This window comes from Pedomonas mirosovicensis, from assembly GCF_022569295.1.
GTDB lineage: Bacteria > Pseudomonadota > Alphaproteobacteria > Sphingomonadales > Sphingomonadaceae > Pedomonas > Pedomonas mirosovicensis.
The window spans coordinates 1751197-1772226 of sequence record NZ_JAKFIA010000001.1 but is presented as its reverse complement, the minus strand read 5'-3'; the positions used below and the strand labels follow the sequence as shown (position 1 = coordinate 1772226).

At 66.1% G+C, this 21030-nt stretch carries 14 protein-coding genes; 11 read left to right on the top strand and 3 right to left on the bottom strand.

The features are described from left to right. The first annotated feature begins 49 nt into the window (after positions 1-49). Positions 50-1591 carry an exopolyphosphatase gene (ppx, locus tag L0C21_RS08445; RefSeq protein WP_259277934.1) on the top strand — a complete coding sequence of 514 codons (1542 nt, stop codon included), beginning with the start codon at positions 50-52 and terminating at the stop codon, positions 1589-1591. A gap of 157 nt (positions 1592-1748) precedes the next feature. Then, positions 1749-3536 (top strand): methyl-accepting chemotaxis protein, encoded by a 1788-nt coding sequence (locus tag L0C21_RS08440; protein WP_259277933.1) that lies wholly within the window; start codon positions 1749-1751, stop codon positions 3534-3536. Positions 3537-3772: 236 nt separating this feature from the next. Here the strand turns inward: L0C21_RS08440 and rnd are convergent, their stop codons facing one another. Next, positions 3773-4939 carry a ribonuclease D gene (gene rnd / locus L0C21_RS08435; protein ID WP_259277932.1) on the bottom strand — a complete coding sequence of 389 codons (1167 nt, stop codon included), beginning with the start codon at positions 4937-4939 and terminating at the stop codon, positions 3773-3775. Positions 4940-5038: 99 nt separating this feature from the next. Between rnd and aspS the strand changes: the two genes are divergently transcribed. The 7 genes from aspS (at position 5039) to L0C21_RS08400 (ending at position 14619) form a co-directional block, all read left to right on the top strand. Continuing rightward, on the top strand, positions 5039-6811 hold the full coding sequence (gene aspS / locus L0C21_RS08430) for an aspartate--tRNA ligase (RefSeq protein WP_259277931.1): 1773 nt from the start codon (positions 5039-5041) through the stop codon (positions 6809-6811). Between the two features lie 219 nt (positions 6812-7030). Continuing rightward, entirely contained in the window at positions 7031-8521 is a 1491-nt protein-coding gene (glpK, locus tag L0C21_RS08425; protein ID WP_259277930.1) for a glycerol kinase GlpK, read from the top strand. 13 nt (positions 8522-8534) lie between these two features. Further along, complete coding sequence (locus L0C21_RS08420; protein WP_259277929.1) at positions 8535-8765, top strand: hypothetical protein; 231 nt, start codon at positions 8535-8537, stop codon at positions 8763-8765. 34 nt (positions 8766-8799) lie between these two features. Beyond that, on the top strand, positions 8800-8940 hold the full coding sequence (locus L0C21_RS08415) for a hypothetical protein (RefSeq protein WP_259277928.1): 141 nt from the start codon (positions 8800-8802) through the stop codon (positions 8938-8940). Between the two features lie 256 nt (positions 8941-9196). Continuing rightward, positions 9197-10822: a peptide chain release factor 3 gene (locus tag L0C21_RS08410; protein WP_374940252.1), complete on the top strand. Its 1626-nt coding sequence runs from the start codon at positions 9197-9199 to the stop codon at positions 10820-10822. Between the two features lie 275 nt (positions 10823-11097). Further along, complete coding sequence (locus L0C21_RS08405; RefSeq protein ID WP_259277926.1) at positions 11098-11766, top strand: SLC5/6 family protein; 669 nt, start codon at positions 11098-11100, stop codon at positions 11764-11766. A gap of 81 nt (positions 11767-11847) precedes the next feature. Beyond that, complete coding sequence (locus tag L0C21_RS08400; RefSeq protein WP_259277925.1) at positions 11848-14619, top strand: hybrid sensor histidine kinase/response regulator; 2772 nt, start codon at positions 11848-11850, stop codon at positions 14617-14619. Between the two features lie 63 nt (positions 14620-14682). Here the strand turns inward: L0C21_RS08400 and L0C21_RS08395 are convergent, their stop codons facing one another. Next, positions 14683-15336, bottom strand: a complete 654-nt coding sequence (locus L0C21_RS08395; protein WP_259277924.1) for a response regulator transcription factor — start codon at positions 15334-15336, stop codon at positions 14683-14685. 107 nt (positions 15337-15443) lie between these two features. Beyond that, positions 15444-17387, bottom strand: a complete 1944-nt coding sequence (acs, locus tag L0C21_RS08390; protein WP_259277923.1) for an acetate--CoA ligase — start codon at positions 17385-17387, stop codon at positions 15444-15446. A gap of 269 nt (positions 17388-17656) precedes the next feature. Between acs and L0C21_RS08385 the strand changes: the two genes are divergently transcribed. Then, entirely contained in the window at positions 17657-19099 is a 1443-nt protein-coding gene (locus L0C21_RS08385; protein WP_259277922.1) for a DcaP family trimeric outer membrane transporter, read from the top strand. 260 nt (positions 19100-19359) lie between these two features. Then, complete coding sequence (locus L0C21_RS08380) at positions 19360-21015, top strand: MFS transporter (RefSeq protein ID WP_259278849.1); 1656 nt, start codon at positions 19360-19362, stop codon at positions 21013-21015. The last annotated feature ends 15 nt before the right edge of the window (positions 21016-21030 follow it).

Here is a 21030-nt window from a genome sequence, read left to right as displayed (position 1 = left end):
GGCTAAAGTGCGCGCCAATCACGTCTGTGGTCATCGTCGAGTAGGTTCCATGAATCGCGCTGCCGTGTCGCTATCCAATGCCCGTCCGCGCGCTGTCCTACGTCCGCTTGCCCAGCGCCTCATCGCCATCATCGACATCGGCTCCAACTCGGTGCGCCTCGTGGTCTATCGGGGCGTGGTGCGGGTGCCGCCCACGGTGTTCAACGAGAAGGTGATGTGCGGCCTCGCCAAGGGGCTGGCCGATACCGGCCGCATGGACGAGGGCACCATGGAGCAGGCCATCGACACCCTGCGCCGCTTCGCCATGCTGTGCGCGGACATGCAGGTGGATCAGCTCTCCGTCGTTGCCACCGCCGCCGTGCGGCTGGCCCGCAACGGGGCGGAGTTCGTCGCAAGGGTGAAGCGGGAGACCGGGCTCGACATCACCGTCATCAGCGGCGAGCAGGAAGGCTATTACTCCGCGCTTGGCGTGCTGTCGGCCATGCCGGAGGCGGACGGCATCGTCGGCGACTTAGGGGGCGGCAGCCTGGAGCTGATCCGGATCTCGAACGGGAAGGTGGGGGACCGGGTGTCCCTGCCTATCGGCGTGCTGACCCTCCGGAACCAGACCGACCTTCCAACGCCGCAAGCCATCCGGGCGCAGGTGCTCGAAGCCCTCAAGAACGTGCCTTGGCTGGCCGAGGCCAGGGGGCTGCCGTTCTACACCGTGGGCGGCTCCTGGCGCGCGCTGGCGCACCTGGACATACACCTGAACAACTGCCCGCTCAGAATTATCCACAGCTACCGGATGAAACCGGAAGCGCTCGGGCGGCTGGGCAAGGCGCTCTCCTCCCTCGACCGCAAGGAGTTGAAGCGGATCAAGAGCCTGACCGAGCGGCGGCTGCCCAACCTGCCGGTGGCTGTGGCAGTCTTGGAGACGCTGGCCGGGCATCTGGACATTCCGCTCATCATCAACTCGGCCTATGGGCTTCGTGAGGGCCTGCTGTTCGACTCCCTGCCGCAATCGGTAAAGCGCGAGGATCCGCTGCTGGCGGCCTGCCGCATGGAAGCCCAGCAGGAGGGGCGGTTCCCCGAGCATGGCGACGCGCTGATGCTGTGGATGGACCCGCTGTTCTCGGACGGCGAAAGCCCGGAAGACCGCCGCCTGCGGCAGGCCTGCTGCCTGCTGGCGGACGTGGCCTGGCGCGGCCACCCGGACTTCCGGGCGGAACGGGCGCTGGAATCCTCGCTGTTCGGCAACTGGGTGGGTATCGATTTCCGGGGCAGGGCGATGATCGGCACTGCTCTTTACGCCTGCTACGGCGCCTCCATCGGCGAGCGCTACGGCCCCATCGTCCAGCCGCTGGCAAGCGCGGAGGACCTGAACCGGGCCAGGGCATGGGGCCTGGCGCTGCGCCTTGGCCAACGGCTGACCGCCGGCACCGCCAAGCCGCTGGAAGGCTGCCAGCTCATCCGCCGCAAGGGCCAGCTGGTGCTGGCGCTGACGGAGGAGTACGCCAGCCTTTACGGGGAAGTGGTGGACCGGCGCCTCGCCAGCCTTGCCAAGCACCTGGACATGGCATCCTGCTTCGAAGTCATTCACGACAGCTGACCGGAGCCGGCAGCGACTTGGCCTACGCCAAGGGCAAGCGGGGGAAGCGCCAGCAAATTGATGCTGGTTAAAAACAATTCCATCGAGGTTTACCGATCAGTCACCATTACGGCTCTAGGACTAAGGCGTATTGTTTCGCCTGAGTCTGGAGCAGACGATGTCCTTCCTGAATTACCTGAACCGGATAAAAATCCTCTACAAGATGCTGGCCCCGCTGGCATTGAGCGGCATCGTGGCCGTGGCGGTGACCGTTTTCTCCGTCGCCAACATGGGTGAGGTGTCCGACACCTATTCCCGAATGCTGGAGCGCCAATCGCGGATGCTGACCTACGCCGCGCTGGCCGATTCGCAGCGTGCGGACACGTCGAGCCTCGCCTTCAACCTGATTGCCGACACCAACACGACCAACGTCCAGAAGCTGACCGATCAGCTCCAGGGCGTTCGATCCAAGTTCCTTCAGGACATCGATCTGGCGCTCAAGCTGAGCGACCAGCCTGAGACCATCAAGGCGTTCAAGGACTTCCGTCAGCGCTACGTGACGGCCTTCGATATCCTGGAAGCCGTCTCCGTTTCGTCGCTGAAGAACGACAACGAGACCGCCCTGGCGATCATGTACGAAGAGTTCCAGCCGGAAATGGCGAGCCTCACCAAGGACATGAACGCCTTCATCGTGAAGCGCGAGAAGGAACTCGGCGACGAGCGCGCCGCGCTTGCCAAACGCGACCAGAACACCCGCGAGGTCATCATCGTCGTGCTGAGCATCAGCACCCTCTTGTCGCTGGCGGCTGGCTTCTTCCTGACCCGCGGCGGCGTCATCAAGCCGCTGGGCGCGCTGACCGGCGCGACCCGCGAACTGGCGGACGGCAAGCTGAACACCGAAGTGCCGCTGACCCACCGTGGCGACGAGCTGGGCGACATGGCCCGCGCGCTGCTGGTGCTGCGCGAGAACTCGCTGGCGGCCGAGAAGCTGCGCGCCGAGCAGGAAGCCAACGAACAGCGCCAGCGCGAAGCCGAAGAACGCCACCGCGCCGAGGAAGCTGCCCGCCTTGAGGAAGAGCGCAAGCGCGAAGCGGCCGAATCCGCCGCCAAGGCTGCCAAGGCGAGCGCGCTGGAAGCGGCCATCGCCGAGTTCGAGACCACCATCAACGCGATCATCGCCACCTTCACCGAGGCGGCCGACAAGGTGCGCGTCAGCTCCGAAGACATGACCCGCGTTGCCCATGACAACACCCGCCAGGCCGGCACGGTGGCCAGCGCCGCCGAACAGGCCGCGGCCAACGTGCAGATGGTGGCTGCCGCCGGCGAAGAGCTGGCCAGCTCGGTCGACGAGATCCGCCGCCAGGTGATGCAGGCGAAGAACGTGGCCGACAAGGCCGTGATCGACGCCAAGGACACCGACGCCAAGGTGCAGGGCCTCGTCGAGGGCGCGCGCCAGATCGGCCAGGTCGTCGACCTCATCAACCAGATCGCCGAGCAGACCAACCTCCTGGCGCTGAACGCCACCATCGAGGCCGCCCGCGCGGGCGATGCCGGCCGCGGCTTCGCGGTCGTGGCAAGCGAGGTGAAGTCGCTGGCCAACCAGACCACCCAGGCCACCAACGATATCGCCGCCCAGATCGCCCTGATTCAGTCGGCAACCGAAGAGTCGGTGGCGGCCATCCGCTCCATCGCCGGCACCATCGGCGAGATCAACGAGATCTCCGCCGGTATCTCGGTGGCGGTTGAGCAGCAAAGCGCCTCGACCCAGGAGATCGCCCGCAACGTGCAGCAGGTGGCCCAGGGCACCCAGGAAGTCTCCCGCAACATCGGCGGCATCTCCGCCGGCGTCGAGACCACCGGCCACAATGCCCAGGAAGTGCTCAACGCCGCCGGCGCGCTCAGCCAGCAGGCCGACGAGCTGCGGGCGCAGGTGGACCGCTTCCTCACCCGGGTGCGCGCCGCCTAAGCGCCACGCCCCGACAGGAGCAAAGAGAACCCCGGTCAGGAAACTGGCCGGGGTTTTTGCTTGTTCGAAGTTGGATTCTTTGCAGAGGGTCGCGGACCCTCTGCACTCCCTTCGTTTTTCGGGCCGGGTGCGTTCCCATGCTCGAAACAGAAAAAGGGCCGCACCCTTGATGAAGGACGCGGCCCTTTGAACGAAAGGGGGTGCAGGGGGTTAAGACCCCCTGCATAAACAATCGCTTACGCCGGTCCGATCTCGCGCAGGTCGAGCCTGCCGTCGCGTACGGAGAAGGCGAGGCGACCCTCGACCATGGCCAGCGCATCCTTGCCGAAGTGCTCGAACCGCCAGCCCGACAGAATGGCGAGCCCTTCACGCTGGCCGCCGGCAAGCGCTTCCAGCTCATCCGCCCGGCAGACGAGCTTGGGGGCGATGCCGGATTCCTCGCAGCGGATCTTGAGCAACAGCTTCAGAAGGTCAGCGATGAGCGAGGCCTGACGGCCAAGGGCGGTCATCCGCTCGCGGGTGGGGATTTCGTCCTTCGGCATGGGCTCAGCATTGGCCAGAACCGCCAGCAGGCGCGCGCCGATCTCATTGCCGCCCCAGCTGGAGGGCAGGCCGCGCACGCGGGCGAGCGCTCCCTGATCGCGCGGCGGGTGCAGGGCGAGGTCGGTCAGCGTCTCATCCTTCACCAGCCGGTTGCGCGGCAGGTTCTTGGTCTGCGCCTCCCGCTCGCGCCAGGCGGCCAGCGCCTTGAGGCGGCCCAGCACCTCGGCGTTGCGGTTGGGCAGCTTCATGCGCCGCCACACCTGCTCGGGATCGATGGTGTAGCTGGAGGGGTCGAGCAGCCGGGCCATCTCCTCATCCAGCCATTCGCCGCGCCCCGTGGCCTTCAGCCGGTCGAGCAGCTTGGGGAAGGCCTGGGCAAGATAGGTGACATCGCCGATGGCGTAGTCCAGCTGGCGCTGCTCGAGCGGGCGGCGGCTCCAGTCCGTGAAGCGCGCGCCCTTGTTGAGGTGAACGCCGAGCGTCTGTTCGATGAGCTGCTGGTAGCCGACCTGCTCGCCATAGCCCAGCGCCATGCCCGCGATCTGGGTGTCGAACAGCGGGGCAGGGACCCGGCCGGTGAGGCCATGGAAGATCTCGAGGTCCTGCCCGCCGGCGTGGACAACCTTCAGCACCTCCTCATTGTGGAGGAGGGTGAACAGCGGCTCCAGCGACAGGCGCGGAGCCTTGGGATCGATGATCGCCGCTTCCTCGGTGCTGGCCACCTGGATGAGGCAGAGGTCGGGGTAGTAGCTGTTCTCGCGCATGAACTCGGTGTCCAGCGCGACGAAGGGTTGCCGGGCCAGCCGGGCGCACAGCGCCGACAGGTCCTCTGTTGTCGTTATCAGTACATATTCGCTCATGGATACCGCTGTAGCAGCTTGCAGCGCCTTGACAAACGGGGCGTGAAGCTGTGTGTGTCCGCGATCCGAATTTTTTCCGGTTACAACCGAGTTTTTGCCATGCACGCCTATCGCACCCATACCTGCGGAGAACTCCGCGAAGCCAATGTCGGCGAAACCGTCCGCCTGTCGGGCTGGGTCCACCGCAAGCGCGATCACGGCAACCTGCTGTTCATCGACCTGCGCGACCATTACGGCCTGACGCAGGTGGTGGTCGACGTCGACTCGGCCGCGTTCAAGAATGCCGAGCACGTCCGCTCCGAATCGGTGATTCGCGTGGATGGCCGCGTGGTCGCCCGCACGGCCGAGACCATCAACGACAACCTGCCCACCGGCCGCATCGAGGTGAAGGCCGAAAGCGTGGAGGTTCTCTCCGCCGCGAGCGAACTGCCGATGCCGGTGTTCGGCGACGCCGAGTATCCGGAAGACATCCGCCTGCGCTACCGCTTCCTCGACCTGCGGCGCGAACGGCTGCACAAGAACATCATCCTGCGCTCGAACGTGATCTCGTCGCTTCGCCGCCGCATGATCGAGCAGGGCTTCCAGGAGTTCCAGACGCCGATTCTGACGGCCTCCAGCCCCGAGGGCGCACGTGACTTCCTGGTGCCGAGCCGTCTGCACCCCGGCAAGTTCTACGCGCTGCCCCAGGCCCCGCAGATGTTCAAGCAGCTGCTGATGGTGGCGGGCTTTGACCGCTACTTCCAGATCGCGCCGTGCTTCCGCGATGAAGACGCCCGCGCCGACCGGAGCCCAGGCGAGTTCTACCAGCTCGACTTCGAGATGAGCTTCGTGACGCAGGAAGACGTGTTCGCGGCCATCGAGCCGGTGCTGCACGGCGTGTTCGAGGAGTTCGCCAATGGCCGCTCGGTCAGCCCCTATCCGTTCAAGCGGATTCCCTACAAGGAATCGATGCTGAAGTACGGCAACGACAAGCCGGACCTGCGGAACCCGATCGTCATTCAGGACGTGACCGAAATCTTCCGCGGCTCGGGCTTCGGCATCTTCGCCCGCTCGATCGAGACCGGCGCGGTGGTGCGCGCCATTCCGGCCCCGGACGCGGGCCTGCGTCCGCGCAGCTTCTTCGACGGCACCAACGACTGGGCCCGTCAGGAAGGCTACGCGGGCCTTGGCTACATCAACTTCAAGGACGGCGTCGCCGGCGGCCCGATCGCCAAGAACATCGGCGAGGAGCGCGTTCAGCAGCTGGTCGCCCAGCTTGGCCTCGGCCCCAATGACGGCGTGTTCTTCGCCTGCGACAAGGAAGCCGGTGCCGCCAAGCTGGCGGGCCTCGCCCGCACCCGCGTCGGCCACGAACTGGGCCTCATCGACGAGAACCGCTTCGAGTTCTGCTGGATCGTCGACTTCCCCATGTTCGAGTACGACGAGCAGGAGAAGAAGGTCATCTTCTCGCACAACCCGTTCTCCATGCCGCAGGGCGAGATGGAGGCGCTGGAGACCAAGCACCCGCTGGAGATCCTAGCCTACCAGTACGACATCGTCTGCAACGGCGTGGAGCTGTCCTCGGGCGCGATCCGGAACCACAAGCCGGAGATCATGTACAAGGCGTTCGAGATCGCCGGGTACACCAAGGCGGACGTGGACGAGAAGTTCGGCGGCATGATCAACGCCTTCAAGCTGGGTGCGCCGCCGCACGGCGGCTCGGCACCGGGCGTTGACCGCATCGTCATGCTGCTGGCCGATGAGCCGAACATCCGCGAGGTCATCGTCTTCCCGATGAACCAGCGGGCGGAAGACCTGATGATGAACGCGCCGTCGGAAGTGTCGCCGAAGCAGCTGCGCGAACTTTCCATCCGCGTGGTACTGCCCGAATAAGGGCAGGGCGCCAACGGCTGAAAAGAAGACGCCCGGGAGACTTACTCCCGGGCGTTTTTCAGTTTGGACTGTCGTATTTGCCGGCGCAGAGAACGTTACCTCTGCGTACCGACTGGTGGACCTTGGCGCATTTATGGTTAATATCATATGAACCATAAGGAAATTATGGGGGGGTGCGTGTGGTGTTGCCCCTGCCGCCAGGGCCGCTACATTGCCGTCATGACCGATTTGCTGCTCGCCATCGACGAAGGCACCACCTCCACCCGCGCCATGGTGTTCGACCGCAAGGGCTGGCCCGTTGCCACCGCCACGCGGGCACTGACCCAGCATTATCCCCGGCCGGGCTGGGTGGAGCATGACCCGCGCGAGATCTGGGAGCAGACGCTGGCCGCCACCCGCGCTGCCATTGCCCAGGTGGGCGGGCATCAGCGCATCAGTGCCATCGGCCTTACCAACCAACGCGAGACCATCGTCTTCTGGGACAAGGCGACGGGCGAGCCTATGGGCCCGGCCATCGTGTGGCAGGACCGGCGCACGGCAAGCATTTGCGCCGAACTGGAGGCCGAGGGCCACGGGGAGGTGGTGACGGCCGCCACAGGCCTGCCGATCGATCCCTACTTCTCCGCCACCAAGATGGGCTGGGCGCTGAAACACCGGCCGGAGCTGAAGGATTTGCTGGCGGCCGGACGGCTGGCGGCGGGGACGGTGGACAGTTACCTGATCTTCCGCCTGACCGGCGGCCTGTTCGTGACGGACGCCACCAACGCCGCCCGCACCCAGCTGATGGATCTCGCCACCTGCCAGTGGCGGGAGGACCTGTGCGATCTGTTCGGCGTGCCACGCGGCATCCTCCCGGAAATCGTGGATAGCGCGGGGCACCTGGGCGACACGCAGCCCGAGCTGTTCGGTCGCGCCATTCCCATCTGCGGCGTCGCGGGGGACCAGCAGGCGGCGGCCATCGGCCAGGCCTGCGTGACGCCGGGCACGGTGAAGGCGACCTACGGCACCGGCGGCTTCGTGCTGGCCCATGTGGGCGATGCGCCCCGGCTGTCGCAGAACCGGCTGCTGGCAACGGTGGCGTGGCGGATTGACGGCAAGGCGTCCTACGCGCTGGAGGGCAGCATCTTTGTGGCCGGCAGCGCGGTCAAATGGCTGAGGGACCAGGTGGGGCTCGTCATCGAGGCGGACGAGACGGAACGGCTGGCCCGCTCGGTCTCCTCCACGGAAGGGGTCTATCTGGTGCCCGCGTTCGTCGGCCTCGGCGCGCCCTACTGGCGGCCGGACGCGCGGGCGCTGCTGACCGGCCTTACCTTCGGGGCAACGCGCGCCCATATCGTTCGGGCCTGCCTCGAGGCGATGAGCTACCAGACCCACGACCTCATGAGGGCCTTTCGTCAGGACGGGGTGGAACCGCAGGTCATGCGGATCGACGGAGGCATGGCGGTCAACGACTGGATGGCGCAGGATCTGGCCGATATGCTCGGCCTGACGGTGGAGCGGCCCGCCGTCACCGAGACGACGGCGCTGGGCGCGGCCATCCTGGCGGGGGCCGGCTGCGGGATGCTCGGCAGCGTGGCGGAGGCCGGCGCGCTGTGGCAGCCGGACCGCCGCTTCGAACCAGGACTTGAAGATGACGCGCGCATGGCTAGGTTGACGGGCTGGCGGGCCGCCGTTGCCCAGGCGCTGGGCGAAGCGTTTCAGCCTGCATGAACAGGGATAACCGATGAGCAGTTTCTGGAACTTTGCCATATCCGCCGCGGTGCTCGTGTCGTTCATCCTCATCGTCTTTGGCGTGCGGCTGACGGTGCGGCAGCACGGCAAGGAGCGGCTGCGCGGTATCCTGATGGTGGTGGCGGGCCTGGTGCTGCTGGGCAATGTCTACCTCTACACCACCACTCCAAAAGCGCCGGAGAAGATGCCGGAATCCGAAGCCAGGCCGGCTGCAACCCGGTAGGCGCAAACAGACGCACAGGAAGGACAACAGGCTGATGGGCGTGCTCGTGAAAGCGTTCTTTGCCGCAATCCTGGCCATGGCGGCCCTCCTGGGGCTCGCCTCGGCCTTCATTCCCAGCCTCTCGGAAATGGCCCAGAAGCCCGACGACACGGCCCCCGTGGCCTTCATCGAGTAAGAGGCGCAAGGCTGCTGCCCATTGCCTCAGTTGCGCCGGGGGCAGGGGCCACCCATCTCTTCCGGCAGGCATAGCCAGACATTCAGCCCGGTTTCGACCCGTCCCAGGGGTATCCCGTAAATTTCGGGCTGGCCTTGGAACGGCCCTCATGCTTTGAATGCGGCCAATTTGCATCCACCCCGCCACCCTCGGCAAACCAGAGCGAGTAGCATCCGCAGTGACCAGTTTCGACGACGACCAGATCGCAACGACCACCGTGAGGGCAGGCGCCGAGGCAGGCGAGGCGACCCGGAGCCCGGCGGGGCGGCCGGAGAACGCCAGCGACCGGCGCACCTTCGCGATCATCGCGCACCCGGACGCCGGTAAAACCACGCTCACCGAAAAGCTGCTGCTGTTCGGCGGCGCGATCCGGCTGGCGGGGCAGGTGAAGGCGCGCGGCGAGCGCCGCCGTGCCCGCTCGGACTGGATGGATATTGAGAAGAACCGCGGCATCTCCGTCACCTCCTCGGTGATGACGTTCGAGCGCGGCGGCATCACCTTCAACCTGCTCGACACGCCGGGCCACGAGGACTTCTCGGAAGACACCTACCGCACCCTGACGGCGGTCGACAGCGCGGTTATGGTGATCGACGCGGCCAAGGGTATCGAGAGCCAGACCCGCAAGCTGCTGGAAGTCTGCCGCATCCGCAACATCCCGATCATCACCTATATCAACAAGATCGACCGGGAATCCAAAAGCCCGTTCGAGTTGCTGGACGAGATCGAGAATACGCTGGCGCTGGACGTGACGCCGATGAACTGGCCGATCGGCGCAGGCTCGACCTTCCACGGCGTCTACGACCTGCGGAAGAACGAATTCCTCGCCTCCAGCCACGGCCGGGGCGGGGCCTACGACAAGTATGTGCCGCTCTCGGGCGTGCACGACGCGGCACTGGACAAGGCCGTGCCCGCCGACGTGCTGGCCGAGTTCCGCGAAACCGCCGAGCTGGCCCAGTCCGCCTATCCGGAGCCGGACCGGGAAGCCTATCTCAACGGTGATCTCACCCCCGTGTTCTTCGGCTCGGCGCTGAAGGACTTCTCGGTCGAGCAGCTGCTGGACGCGATCGGCTCCCTGGCGCCTTCTCCCCGCACCCAGCCCGCCGAGCCGCGCGCCGTCGAGGCGAGCGAGCCCAAGGTGAGCGGCTTCGTGTTCAAGGTGCAGGCCAACATGGACCCGAACCATCGGGACCGGGTGGCCTTCTTCCGCCTGTGCTCGGGCCGGTTCAAGCGCGGCATGAAGCTGAAGCAGATCGGCACCGGCAAGACGCTTGCGGTCAACAACCCCATCTTCTTCTTCGCGCAGGACCGCGAACTGGTGGAAGAGGCGATGCCGGGGGATATCATCGGCATCCCCAACCACGGCACGCTGCGCGTGGGTGATACGCTGACCGAAGGGGAGGAGCTGCGCTTCACCGGCATTCCCAACTTCGCGCCGGACATCCTGCGCCGCGTGCGCCTGGGCGATCCGCTGCGGGTGAAGCCCATGCGGCAGGCGTTGCAGGATCTCTCCGAGGAAGGCGTCATTCAGGTGTTCCGCCCGTCCATCGGTTCCAACTGGATCGTCGGCGTCGTCGGTGCGCTCCAGCTGGAGGTGCTCGCCTCCCGCGCGCTTGCCGAATACAAGGTGGAGATCGGCTTTGAGGAATCGCCCTACGAAGTCGCCCGCTGGGTGACGAGCGAGGACCCGCAGGCACTCAAGCGCTTCATGGAAGCCAACCGCTCCGACATGGCGGAGGACCGCGACGGCCACCCGGTCTACATGGCCCGCAGCCAGTGGCGGCTCGACCGCGCGGCGGAGGAGAACAAGGACATCCGGTTCACCGCCTTCCGCGAACGAGCGTAAGGTCTGTTATCTGGGATATGATTACGCAGGAGGGGCTTACCCCTCCTGCACCTTCCATTTGTTTGTCCGGCCGCGCCCTGCATGGCTGCGGGGTTTTCTGGATGTTGACGGGTGCGTCCGTTTAGAACGAAAGGGGTTCGGCGGGGGCCGCGCCCTCCTTGGCGAGCATCCGAACGCCGGGCCGAACCAGCTAGACCTTTGGCTACTGCCGCGCGGCTGCCTGATATGGCATGGTGAGCCAAGGCCGCCGATGGGGGCGGGGGAGCTGGAAGACCATGTCCTGGTTGTCGCTAAGCGTTGCGCTTGTTTATGCCCTGCTGCTGTTCCTCGTCGCCTGGACGGTGGAACGGCGGGCGGCGCAAGGCCGCCGAACCGCCAGCCATTCCGTCACCTACGTGCTAGCGCTGGCGGTGTATCTCACCTCCTGGTCCTATTTTGGCGGAGTGGGCACGGCGGCGAGCAGCGGCTGGAACTACCTGCCCATTCTGGTCGGCCCGGCCATCACCTTTCTCTTTCTGCCGCGCTTCCTGACCCGCCTGGTGGCGGTCGCCAAGCGGGCCGGAAGCACTTCCATCGCGGACTTCATCTCCTCCCGCTATGGCAAGAGCCGGGTAATTGCGGCGATCGTGACCACCCTCTCATTGCTGGCGGCACTGCCCTATATCGCGCTCCAGCTGCGCTCGGTCAGCACCAGCTATGCCGAGCTGGTGGGCAGCGCCCCAGGCAGCAGCGGCGGCCAGTCGCTGTTCACCACCATGCTGGTGATCGCCGGCATCCTTGCCCTGTTCGCCATCCTGTTCGGCACGCGGCGCTATGACTCAACGGGGCGGAACCGGGGCCTCGTGGTCGCCATCGCGTTTGAATCGGTGGTGAAGATCTCGGCGCTGGTGGGGGTGGCGATCTTCGCCCTCTTCATGTTCCTCCACGCGCCGGAGGCGGCCTAAGCGCGGGGGTGGGCGCGGTTCGGCGATCTGTTTTCGCTGGACAATCTGTCGCCAGACTTCCTGACCATCACGCTGCTGTCGATGACGGCGATCATCTGCCTGCCGCGCCAGTTCTACATCGGCGTAGTCGAGGCGCAATCGCCGGAGGATATCCGCCAGGCGCGGTTTCCCTTCGCCCTCTACATGGGCATCATGACGCTGGTGGTGCTGCCAACCACGCTGGCGGGCCTCGCGCTGCTGCCGGATACCGCCTCGCCGGACCTGTTCGTCATCGACCTGCCGCTCTACGGCGGCGCGGAGATCGTGGCGCTGTTCGTGTTCCTTGGCGGCTTCTCGGCGGCAACGGCCATGGTGATCGTCGAGACGCTGGCGCTCTCCACCATGGTCTCCAACGACCTGCTGGCCCCATTGCTGCTGAGCCACCGGGCCATTGCGCGGGAGGCAGACCTGGGCCGGGTGCTGCTCATCACCCGGCGCATCACCATCATCGCCATCATCTTCGCGGCCTGCGGCTACTACCAGGCAGCCGAACATTTCGGCTCGCTCGCCTCCATGGGCCTCATCGCCTTTGCGGCCGTCATCCAGTTCGCCCCGGCGCTGATCGGCTCGGTCTACTTCGAGCGCAACCAGCCGCGCGCGGCGCTCGCCGGGCTCATCGGCGGCAGCGTCTTCTGGTTCTACACCCTGTTCCTGCCCTCGCTGCTGACCGGCAATCCGGCGGCCGCCCGCTGGTATGATCTCGCGGCAAACTACAACCTTCACCCCTATGCGCTGCTGGGGCTGGAGGGCATCAGCCCGCTGACACACGGGGTGCTGTGGAGCCTTGGCGTCAATGTTCTGCTCTACTTCGCCTTTTCCCTGCGCGGGCGCGGCGCGACGACGGAAGAGGGGGAAGACGCCGCCACCGGCCTGCCGCAGACCCGGCCCAACATCGAGCATACCCGCACGGTCGGCGACCTCCAGCGGCTGGCGGAGCGGTTCGTGGGCGCAGAGGCGGCGGCGGAGGCGTTCAGTGCCCTGTCGAAACAGCGCCAGCATCCGCTGCTGCCGACGGACCCCATCGACGGCATCACCGCCCGCCTGACCGAGCGGCTGGTGGCAGGCGTGATCGGCGCGCCCTCGGCCCGCATCATCGTCACCTCGGCGCTTTCAGGCGCGAGCCTCAGCGTGGGCGAAGTGGTGCGCCTTCTGGACCAGACCGGCCAGAGCCTGCAATTCTCCAAGGGCCTTCTGGCCGCAACGCTGGAGAACATCGGCCCCGGCGTCAGCGTGGTGGACCACGAGCTGCGGCTGGTGGCATGGAACGCCCGGTATCTGGAAATCTTCGATTTCCCGTCGGGGTTCATCCGGGTGGGACGGCCGATCGCCGATGTGATCCGCTACAACGCCATGCGAGGCGAATGCGGCCCCGGCGAGGTGGAAGCCCATGTGGAGAAGCGGCTGGCCCACATGCGGCGGGGGTTGCCCCACACCTACGAGCGGGTGCGCCCCAACGGCACCGTGTTGAAGACCATCGGCGGGCCCATGCCCGGCGGCGGCTATGTGACCAGCTTCACCGACATCACGGCCGAGAAACAGGCCCAGAGCGCCCTCCAGCGGGCGAACGAGATGCTAGAAGCGCGGGTGGAGGAGCGCACCCGGGCGCTTTCCGGCGCCAATGAGGCGCTGGCCAGGGCGGCGGAGGAGCTGATCCGCGCCCGCCAGTCAGCCGAGGCGGCAACGCGGGACAAGACCCGCTTCCTCGCCGCCGCCAGCCACGACTTGTTGCAGCCGCTGCACGCCGCCCGCCTGTTCACCGCCGCCGCGCTGGAAAGCGTGCCGGAGGGGAGCCGGGGCCTCATTGCCAACATCGACCGCTCCATCGCCTCGGCGGACCGGCTGCTGCGGGCTCTGCTCGATATCTCGAAGCTCGATGCCGGGGGCATCAAGCCCCAGCCATCCACCTTCGCCATTGCCGGGCTGATCGATGAACTGGCGACGGAGTTCGGGGCGCTGGCGGCGGAGAAGGGGCTGTCGCTGCGAACCTACCCCTCCAGCCTGTGGGTGCGGACAGACCGGACCCTGCTGCGCTCGGTGCTGCAGAACTTCCTCGCCAACGCCGTGCGCTACACGGACAGGGGCGGCATCGTCATCGGCTGCCGGATGCGGCAGGGGCGGGTGCAGATCGAAGTGTGGGACAGCGGCCCTGGCATCCCGCCCGACAAGCACCACGAAATCTTTCAGGAGTTCCGCCGCCTTGTGCCATCAAAGGGCGACGAGGGGGTGGGGCTGGGCCTTGCTATCGTGGACCGCATCGCGCGGCTGATCGGCGCGGGACTGGGCGTGCGCTCAAGCGTCGGCAAGGGCAGCGTATTCTCGGTGCGGGTGCCGCGCGCCGCCGCCCCCGGCAAGGCGGTGAGCCAGCAGGACAGCGCCCGGTTCGGCCCCGCCATCGCAGGAAGACGGGTGCTGTGCGTCGACAACGAGGCCGACATTCTCGCGGCGCTGGAAGCCATGCTGACGGCCTGGGGCTGCCAGGCTGTGCTGGCGTCCTCCTACGACGAGGCGCTGGAAATCCTGATGCGAGGCGAGCCGGTTGAGGCCGCCTTCATCGACTACCAGTTGGGAACGGACAAGACCGGGCTTGATGTGCTGAAAGCCGTGCGGACCCATGCGCCAGACGCACGCGCGGCGCTGGTGACGGCCGACCCGTCGCCGGAAGTGCTGGAAGCCGCCGAAGTGCTTGGCGTGCCGGTGCTGCACAAGCCGGCCCAGCCGGCCGAGCTGCGAACGTTCCTTGCCGGCAAGGCGGCGGAGGAGCCGACAAAGCCGGTTCGCGTGGCGCGCCAGGCTGGCCGGAAGAGACGGTCCTGAGGGAGCAGGTGAATTCCCCGCCAGGGTCGCGCCCCCTTGGGAGACTTCGGAAAGCGAAAAGGTTCAGACGTCCAGCTGTGCCGTATCCAGCCCGAGCGCACGGGCGGCGATGACCGCCTGAGTGCGGTTCTGCACGCCCAGCTTGCGGAACACGGCGGTCATGTGCGCCTTGACGGTTGCTTCGCTGATGTTGAGATCATGGGCGATCTGCTTGTTGAGGCGGCCCGCCAGCACACCCAGCAGCACCTTGATCTGGGCGGGCGTGAGGGTGGCGATGCGCGCCGCCATGTCGTCGATTTCCGCCTCTTCCTCGGTTTGCGCGCCAAGGGCCGTAAGAGCGCTGCGCCCACTGAGCGCCTCGCTCACCACCGCCTGAATGGTGTTGAGGTCCGCCGTTTTGCTGAGGAACCCGGCCGCGCCATAACGCCGGGCGCGCACCGCCGCGTCCGCGGCATCCAAAGCCGAGATGACGATGATGGGGGTGCCCGGCCGCTCCGCATGCAGGAGGGCAAGGCCGGAGAAACCTTCCGCATCGGGCATTCGGAGATCAAGCAGGATAAGGTCGAGCCGGTCGGCCCCGCGCACCTGGTCCGCCGCCTCGGCCACGCTGCCGGCTTCCAGCACCGTGGCGGAGGGCGAGGCCCTGATGACGGCGATCTTCAGGGCATCACGGAAGAGCGGATGGTCGTCCGCCACCAGAATGGTTGCATCGCTCACGAGCAAACCCTCCTTGCCCCTTCAAACTAGCGCAGGACCGGGCGCTCTGTCAGCGGTTTATCGGGGCCGGGAGCAGCATTTCCGCCCCTCCGACCCCGATGAAGCCGTCATGCCGCCTGGGCACGGTTTCCGATCAGGTCCTCAACGACGCTGGGATCGGCCAGCGTCGAGGTATCTCCCAGGTTGGTAAGGTCGTTCTCGGCAATCTTGCGGAGGATGCGCCGCATGATCTTGCCGGAGCGGGTCTTGGGCAGGCCCACGGCGAACTGGATGTGATCCGGTGCGGCGATGGGGCCGATTTCCTGCCGTACCCACATCACCAGCTCCTTGGCGAGCGCCGGGCTCGGCGCTTCGGAGGCATTGAGGGTGACGTAGGCGTAGATGCCCTGACCCTTGATGTCGTGCGGGAAGCCGACCACGGCGGCCTCGGCCACCTTGGAATGGGCAACGAGCGCGGACTCGATTTCCGCCGTGCCCATGCGGTGGCCCGAGACGTTGAGCACATCGTCCACCCGCCCGGTGATCCAGTAATAGCCGTCTTCATCGCGGCGGCAGCCGTCGCCCGTGAAATACTTGCCGGGATAGGCGCTGAAGTAGGTCTGGAAGAAGCGCTCGTGGTCACCATAGACCGTTCGCATCTGGCCGGGCCAGCTGTCGGCGATCACCAGATTGCCTTCGGTGGCGCCTTCCAGAACCTTGCCGTCCGCGTCCACGATCTGCGGCTCAACGCCGAAGAAGGGCTTGCAGGCCGAGCCGGGCTTGAGGTCGGTCGCGCCGGGAAGCGGCGAGATGAGGATGCCGCCGGTCTCGGTCTGCCACCAGGTATCAACGATGGGGCAGCGGCCTTCGCCCACCACCCGGTGATACCACAGCCAGGCCTCGGGATTGATCGGCTCGCCCACGGTGCCGAGGAGGCGCAAGGATTGCCGCGAGGTGGCGGTGACATGCTCATCGCCCTCGCGCATCAGGGCGCGCAGGGCCGTCGGCGCGGTGTAGATGATGTTCACCTGATGCTTGTCCACCACCTCCCACATGCGGGAGGGCGAGGGGTAGTTGGGCACGCCCTCGAACATCAGGGTCGTCGCGCCGTTCGCCAGCGGGCCGTAGACCACATAGCTGTGGCCGGTGACCCAGCCGATGTCGGCAGTGCACCAGTAGATCTCGCCGGGGCGGTAATCGAACACGTATTCGTGCGTCATCGCCGCGTAGACAAGATAGCCGCCGGTGGTGTGCAGCACGCCCTTCGGCTTGCCGGTGGAACCGGAGGTGTAGAGGATGAACAGGGGGTCTTCCGCGTTCATGCTTTCCGCCGGGCAGTCGGCGGAAACGGTGGCCACCAGATCCTCGTAACGGAGATCGCGCCCTTCGGTCATCGCGATCTTGCCGCCGGTGTGGGTGACGACGATGACGGTCTCAACGCCATCGCATTGGGCAACAGCCGCATCCACATTGGCCTTGAGCGGGATAGCCTTGCCGCCGCGCAGGCCCTCGTCGGCGGTGATGACGATTTTCGACTCGCAATCCGTGATGCGCCCGGCCAGGCTGTCCGGCGAGAAGCCGCCGAACACCACCGAATGGATGGCGCCGATCCGCGCGCAGGCCAGCATGGCAAAGGCGGCCTCGGGGATCATGGGCATGTAGATCGTCACCCGGTCGCCGCGCCTGACGCCGCGCGCCTTCAGCACGTTGGCGAAGCGGCACACCTCTGCGTGTAGCTCGGCATAGGTGATGTGGCGGGACTTGGAGGGATCATCGCCCTCCCAGATGATCGCCACGTCGTTTGCCCGCTCGGGCAGGTGGCGGTCGATGCAGTTGACGCTGACGTTCAGCTCGCCGTCATGATACCAGCGAATGCGGAAATCCTCCCGGTGGAAGGAGACATCCTTCACCTGGGTGTAGGGCTTGCTCCAGGTGAGGCGCTTGCCTTGCTCTCCCCAGAAGCCGCTGGGATCTGCCAGGGCCTCCGCCTGCATCTTTTCATACGCCGCGCGATCGACCCGCGCCCGTTCCCGCCAAACATCCGGTACCGGAAAAAGCTGCACGTCAGCCATTGCTGATCTCCCCAATTATTTCCTTGAGCCAAGCCTCGCCTATCCGGCCGCGCCGAGCAAGGCTTCCCCCGTTCGACTTTAGTCTTAAACCAGGTTTAACCGCGCCGTTAACCTGCTGCCAGAACTGGTTATTCGACCAATGTCTAGCTGTCCTCCCGGCCCGATATCCTGAAGCCTCCTATCAACCGTCGCAGCGGGACACGACAAGAGGCCGCGCCAGACCGGCCAGCCCGCGCCAACACGGAGACGGAATCTTGGGGAGGATCGCTATGACAATCGTGAGTAAGCGCCGTGGAATGCTCCTGGCCGGCGTGGCTGCTGCCGCGCTGACCATTCATCCTGCCAACGCGCAGGAAGCGGATCGCACGGCGGTTCTGGAACAGCGAGTCAAGCAGCTTGAAGACGCCTTGCGGGAGGTGAAGGGCGAACTGGAAGCCACCAAGCGACAGCAGGCGGCATCCGCCGCCGCGACGGCGCCCGGCGTCCCCGTCACCACCGGAACGGTGACGGCCCAGGCCGCAAACGGCGCAACATCAACGCCGATACAAACCGCCTCGGCCCAGTCGGCCCAGACCCAACCCGCGGGCGGAAGCGGTTTCCGGGTGGGCAACACCACGTTCAAGATCAGCGGCTTCATCAAGGCTGACGCCATGGTGAGCGACTACAGCGACGGCGACACCGCCACCAACGGGCTGGGGCGGGATTTCTACCTGCCGCAGTTCATCCCGGTGGACAAAACGCCGGGGGCGGGCGAGGGCAACGACTTCGACGCTCATGCCAAGCAGACACGCCTTGCCATCAGCGCCGAGACGCCGGTGGGCAGCAAGACCCTGACCGCCTATGTGGAAACCGATTTCCAGACCTCGCCGGGCACGCAGGGCTCGGAGCGCACCACCAACGGCTACAACCTTGCCCTGCGCCGCGCCTACATCGGCTACGACGGCTGGGTGTTCGGCCAGGACTGGACCGTGTTTCAGAACACCGCCGCCCTGCCGGAGAGCGCGGACTTCATCGGCGTCTCGGAGGGCACGGTGTTCGTGCGGCAGATGCAGGTGCGCGTGACCCGGCCGCTGACCCGGCAGCTGAGCTTCACCTTCGGCCTTGAAAACCCGGAGACGGCCAGCATCACGCCGACATCACCCGCCACGGTGGAGAACGACGACGACAGCTTGCCCGACGCCACGGCCAAATTGGCCTTCAAGCCGGCCTTGGGCGAGTTCACGCTGGCGGGCGTCGTCCGCAAGCTGGAGGTAAACTCGGCGGCCAGCAATGAATCGACAACCGGCTGGGGCGTTTCGCTTGCCGGCAAGGTGCCGTTCGGCGCGAACGGCCGTCACGACATCCGCTTCATGATCTCCCACGGCTCGGGGGTGGGGCGGTATGTCGGCGTCAACTTCGCGCCCGACGTGATCGCTGCGCCGCAGGGGCTGGAGACGGTGGATGTGACCGCCGGCTTTGCCGCCCTGCATTTCGGCCTCACCGACAAGCTGCGAACGAACCTGATGTACTCGTTCCAGGACGTGGACTACCCGAGCGGCCTTGCCCCGGCGACCGCAAACGAGGCCGCCAGCAGCTATGCCATCAACCTGTTCTACTCGCCGATAAAGGCCTTCGACCTGGGCGTCGAATACCGCCACGGCAAGCGCGAACTGCTGAATGGCGACAGCGGCAAGCTGGACCGGCTGCACTTCGTCGCCAAGCACGCCTTCTGATGCTTCCGTATCGCGGACGGCCCGGTGACCCCTTTATTGGCCGCACCTTTGCTCACCGCAGGGTGCGGCACCTTGCTTGAAAGCGCCTCCGGGCCGGGCCGAAAACGCGGAACTTAGACTAAAGTCGCGGTAGCGGAGAGGCGTAAAGGGCGTAGCCTTCAACCATGGTCCTGAGGAGCGGACCACGCCGCCCGACAACAACAGAACAGGGCGATTACAAGGGGAGAGGAACCACAATGGCTGACAGCGTTGCTGCCGGCATGACGAACGGCCTTTCCGGCCCCGAAGTGGCCAGGAACGAAAAGCTCGTCATTGCCGCGTCATCCCTCGGCACCGTGTTCGAGTGGTATGACTTCTATCTTTACGGCCTTCTGGCCGGCTACATTTCCACTCACTTCTTCTCGGGGGTGAACGAGACCACGGCGTTCATCTTCGCTCTTGCGGCTTTTGCCGCCGGCTTCGCGGTGCGCCCCTTCGGCGCCATCGTGTTCGGCCGGATCGGCGATCTGGTGGGCCGCAAGTACACCTTCCTGGTCACCATGGGCCTGATGGGCCTGTCGACCTTCCTGGTCGGCGTGCTGCCCAGCTACGCCTCCATCGGCGTGACCGCGCCGATCATCCTGCTCGCGCTGCGGCTCATCCAGGGGTTGGCGCTGGGCGGTGAATACGGCGGCGCCGCCACCTACGTGGCCGAGCACGCCCCCGAGGGCAAGCGCGGCCTCTATACCAGCTGGATCCAGACGACGGCAACGCTCGGCCTCTTTGCCGCGCTGCTCATCGTCATTGCCTGCCGGACCCTTATCGGCGAGGAAACCTTCGCGGACTGGGGCTGGCGCGTGCCGTTCCTGATCTCGATCATCCTGCTCGCGGTTTCGCTGTGGATCCGCCTGCAGCTGAGCGAGAGCCCGGTTTACCAGAAGATGAAATCGGAAGGAAAAACCTCCAAGGCGCCGCTCACCGAATCCTTCGCCAAGTGGGGCAACCTGAAGTTCGTGCTGCTGTGCCTGTTCGGCGCGGTCGCCGGCCAGGCGGTGGTCTGGTACACGGGCCAGTTCTACTCCCTGTTCTTCCTTGAGAAGACACTGCGGGTGGACGGCGCGACGGCCAACATCCTCATCGCCATCGCGCTCGCGCTCGCCACGCCATTCTTCATCTTCTTCGGCTGGCTGTCGGACCGGATCGGCCGCAAGCCCATCATCCTGGCGGGCTGCGCGCTGGCGATGCTCACCTACTTCCCGCTGTTCAGCGGCCTGACCCAGGCGGCCAATCCGGCCCTCTACCAGGCGCAGCAGAGCGCGCCGGTGACCGTCATCGCCCATCAGGACGAGTGCTCGCTCCAGTTCGACCCGATCGGCAAGAACAAGTATGACGCCAAGTCGTGCGACATCGCCAAGTCGTTCCTCGCCAAGGCGGGCGTCTCCTACCACAATGTGGATGCCGCGCCGGGCTCGGTGGCGCAGGTTCGCATCGGCGATACGGTGATCGACGCCGTGAACCCGGCAAACCTTGCGGGTGCGGACAAGGCGGCGGCCATCGCCGGCTTCCAGGCCAAGGTCAAGGCGGCCCTGACCGCTGCCGGCTACCCGGAAAAAGCGAACCCGGATGAGATCAACCGTCCGGTCGTGGTCGGCATCCTGTTCCTGCTCGTCCTCTACGTGACGATGGTCTATGGCCCGATCGCCGCCATGCTGGTGGAGCTGTTCCCGACCAGGATCCGCTACACCTCCATGTCGCTGCCCTATCACATCGGCAACGGCTGGTTCGGCGGGTTCCTGCCCACCACGGCCTTCGCCATGGTCGCAGCCACGGGCGATATCTACTACGGCCTGTGGTATCCGATCGTGGTGGCGGGCATCACCCTGGTGGTCGGCCTCCTGTTCCTGCCGGAGACCTTCCGTCGCCGGATTACGGAATAAGAAGGCCGTCGTCCT

Bases quoted from the DNA above. Each gene is read 5' to 3' on its own strand.
- ppx (WP_259277934.1), top strand. From the start codon at position 50: ATGAATCGCGCTGCCGTGTCGCTATCCAATGCCCGTCCGCGCGCTGTC.
- L0C21_RS08440 (WP_259277933.1), top strand. From the start codon at position 1,749: ATGTCCTTCCTGAATTACCTGAACCGGATAAAAATCCTCTACAAGATG.
- rnd (WP_259277932.1), bottom strand. From the start codon at position 4,939: ATGAGCGAATATGTACTGATAACGACAACAGAGGACCTGTCGGCGCTG.
- aspS (WP_259277931.1), top strand. From the start codon at position 5,039: ATGCACGCCTATCGCACCCATACCTGCGGAGAACTCCGCGAAGCCAAT.
- glpK (WP_259277930.1), top strand. From the start codon at position 7,031: ATGACCGATTTGCTGCTCGCCATCGACGAAGGCACCACCTCCACCCGC.
- L0C21_RS08420 (WP_259277929.1), top strand. From the start codon at position 8,535: ATGAGCAGTTTCTGGAACTTTGCCATATCCGCCGCGGTGCTCGTGTCG.
- L0C21_RS08415 (WP_259277928.1), top strand. From the start codon at position 8,800: ATGGGCGTGCTCGTGAAAGCGTTCTTTGCCGCAATCCTGGCCATGGCG.
- L0C21_RS08405 (WP_259277926.1), top strand. From the start codon at position 11,098: ATGTCCTGGTTGTCGCTAAGCGTTGCGCTTGTTTATGCCCTGCTGCTG.
- L0C21_RS08400 (WP_259277925.1), top strand. From the start codon at position 11,848: ATGACGGCGATCATCTGCCTGCCGCGCCAGTTCTACATCGGCGTAGTC.
- acs (WP_259277923.1), bottom strand. From the start codon at position 17,387: ATGGCTGACGTGCAGCTTTTTCCGGTACCGGATGTTTGGCGGGAACGG.
- L0C21_RS08385 (WP_259277922.1), top strand. From the start codon at position 17,657: ATGACAATCGTGAGTAAGCGCCGTGGAATGCTCCTGGCCGGCGTGGCT.
- L0C21_RS08380 (WP_259278849.1), top strand. From the start codon at position 19,360: ATGACGAACGGCCTTTCCGGCCCCGAAGTGGCCAGGAACGAAAAGCTC.